Source organism: Streptomyces sp. PA03-6a (genome assembly GCF_033792765.1).
Lineage (GTDB): Bacteria > Actinomycetota > Actinomycetes > Streptomycetales > Streptomycetaceae > Actinacidiphila.
Genome location: NZ_JARAVK010000497.1, coordinates 1 through 2,716, shown reverse-complemented (window position 1 = coordinate 2,716; position 2,716 = coordinate 1). Strand labels below are relative to the sequence as shown.

Below are 2,716 nucleotides of genomic sequence, written 5' to 3'. Positions count from 1 at the left end.
GGGATGTCCTGCGGGGCGGGGCCGCTTCCGGTGGGGGGAGCGGTGGTGAGCCATCGGGTGAGGTTGCCGAGCACCTCGTCGAGGGCGGCCCGGTGGCGCGCGGCCTGCATCGTCATCAACGCGAGTCCGTGGGTCCGGTACTCGGGCGGCTGCCCCGCCGTGAACGTGTCCGCCTCGGCGACCACCGCCGGCATCCGCTGGAGCACGGGTTCCCAGAGCAGGGGCAGCACGATGCCGCTCTCCGCCGCCCCGCGGGCCCGGTCCAGGCTCGTGCGGTGGGCCAGCATCGCCCAGTCCGCGTCCGCGGGGCCCTCGCTGAAGTAGGCCGGTGAGCACAGGACGAGGACGCGGTCCGCCGTCGCCACCCCGGGCGAGGCCGGGCCCCGGCCGTCGTCTGTGGCCGCCCTGACGAAACGGACCGGGGAGGTGCCCAGCCGCCGGTCCAGGTCGTCCAGGAAGCGCGCCACCCAGGCCTCGTCCCTGCCATGCAGGTAACTCACGGCGTAGGTGTACGTATTCTTCATCCCCCACCCGTCCGAACCGGTACGAACGGGCGCGGTCACGGACGCCCGCACTGGCGTCATCATGGAAGAATCCGCTGACGTCTCGTCATGACCCGTTCCGCAGCACATGTATGACTGGCTATCACTTTATATGTACGACTCATTGATGGGTGGGGTCGACCCCGCGACGCTCTCCCGTCCCGGCCCCCGGCCGGCGCCCTCCCCATCCGCGCCCCCGGGCCTGGGCAAGCGGCAGGAGAACCTGCTGACCGCGGTCCTGCGCGGGATCCCGCTGATGGGACAGGACACCATGGTCCCGTTCGCCGAAGCGGACGTCCGTTCGTGCCTGGCCCGGTTCCGGCCCTCGGAGTACGGAGCCGCCGCCGGGGTGGTCAACCGGGTGCGCCCGGCCCTCCTCGACGCCGTCGTCGGCCGTACGGCCCGGCTGCAGGGGTACGTCCGCGGCCTGCCCGAGGGAGGAGTGGAGCCCCTCCTGGACGTGGTGGGCAAGGCCGCCGTGTACGGACCGCCGGCGCTGCGGGTGGTGTTCGGCGCGTCGGTGCGCATGCCGCTGCGCGCCCTGAGCTACGTGCTGCCCGCCGTGCTCATGGCGGAACGGGTCCAGGCGGTCACGGGCCGGCTGCCGTACCTGCAGGTGCTCTACGTGGGCGAACTGGGCGCGCGGATCAACGCCCTGCCCGCCGCGGTCGTCGCGGAGGAGGGCCGGCTCCTCGCCGAGCACCTGTGCCGCGTCCTGGACCAGGGGCCGATGGCGGGCCACTACGGGCTGTTCGCCGACCTCCCCCTGCCCGCGGGCGAGGATCCGATCGAGGACACCATCGCCCGGCTCGGGGAGGAGCCGCGCGAGGAGATCGCCCGGCGGCTCCAGGGGAAGGGCGGCAGCCTCTCCGACCGGCAGACCCTCGAGTACGCGGCCGCCCACGTGCTGCTGCACGACCTCGGCCGGCTGCCGCTGCGAAGGATCGGCGGCACGACGCCCTCCGGCGCGGAAGCCGTCGGCGTCATCGACATCGGCGGCGTCCAGGAACGTCATTTCCACCGGGTGCGCGCGATCTTCGCCGAGGCGCTCGGGCACGCAGGACCAGGGCCCCTCGTGCTCACCCGGCACTCCGTTCCGCCGTACACGATGTCGCGCGTCGGCGACGTGGGCCTGCGCGACTTCCTGGACGGCGTGCCGTACGACGAGGCCGCGCTCCCCGCGGCCGTACGGCACGACCTGCACCTCCTGCGGGCCGGCAGGGTCCTCGACCGCCTCAGGTGAGCCCGGGCCCGGCTCCGGGACCGGGCCCGGCCCCGGCCCCGGTGCCCGCCCGTCGCGGCCGGTTCGCGGGCATCCAGCGCACCGCGAAGTCGACGGCCTCCCGCAGGTCGAGCAACCGGCACCGGAGCCCGCTCACGGTGCCGGTCCTGGTCGTGCCCTCGGCCTCGTACGCCGCGCCCAGGGCCGCGAAGTCCGAGTCGTCCAGGGCCACGTCCTCGTAGCTCCACCAGGAACGCCGCCCGCCCCTGACGACGACGCAGCGGTAGGTGCGCAGGGGCGGCCGGGGCACCCGGTACTCGGCCAGGTGGAACGCGCTGCACACGTCGAACCCGACGCCGAGGAGCAGGACCCGGGCGCGGGCCCGGTAGAGCGCCGCCAAGGGGGACCGCTCGCCGAGGTGGCAGTCGGCCCCGTGCTCCGCCGTGATGGCTTCCCCGGCCGGGCCGTACGCCACGAAGGAGGTCTGCGGATGGGCGCTGCGCACCGCACCCTCCACGGTGCGCAGGGTCTCCGAGAGCACCCCCATCCCGGGCGCGGGCGTGGACGCCGGATCGAAGGGCGGCATCGCGCCCCGTACGGCGGCGGCCTCCCGGGCGTCCAGTCCCGCCACACGCGCCCGGTGGGCGGAGGAGGAGTCGGAGTTCTCGGGTGTGAAACTGGGCGTCACCAGCGTGCCGCGCGGTCCCAGCACCCGCAGCAGCGCGTCGAGCATCGTGCCCGCGCGGGTGCCACCCGCGCCGCGCAGCGAGGCGTGCACCAGGACGACCCCGCCCGCTTCCAGGCCGAGTGCCGTCAGGGATCCCGCCAGAGCCGTCACCTCGGTGGAGCCGACCGTCATCCCGTCCCCCTTCCCCCTCCCGTCCCTGATACACATTTCCGACCCCACCAGACCTCTCCACACTCCGTAGTCCCACTCTTGCTTTAAAAAAAA

General features: G+C 73.8%; 2 protein-coding genes and 1 pseudogene. 1 reads left to right on the top strand and 2 read right to left on the bottom strand.

What is annotated here, in order from left to right; all coding sequences use genetic code 11:
• Window positions 1-500 (bottom strand): annotated as a pseudogene (locus PV350_RS46010) (large ATP-binding protein); the annotation flags it as partial.
• A gap of 169 nt (window positions 501-669) precedes the next feature.
• On the opposite strand from PV350_RS46010, the gene PV350_RS46005 reads away from it, so the two are divergent.
• The gene (locus PV350_RS46005; RefSeq protein ID WP_499516018.1) at window positions 670-1,785 is read left to right on the top strand and encodes a hypothetical protein; all 1,116 of its coding nucleotides are present in this window, start codon (window positions 670-672) and stop codon (window positions 1,783-1,785) included.
• On the opposite strand, the gene PV350_RS46000 is transcribed toward PV350_RS46005, so the two are convergent.
• Window positions 1,778-2,623 carry an AAC(3) family N-acetyltransferase gene (locus PV350_RS46000; protein ID WP_500339236.1) on the bottom strand — a complete coding sequence of 282 codons (846 nt, stop codon included), beginning with the start codon at window positions 2,621-2,623 and terminating at the stop codon, window positions 1,778-1,780. The genes PV350_RS46005 and PV350_RS46000 overlap by 8 nt on opposite strands.
• Window positions 2,624-2,716 lie beyond the last annotated feature (93 nt).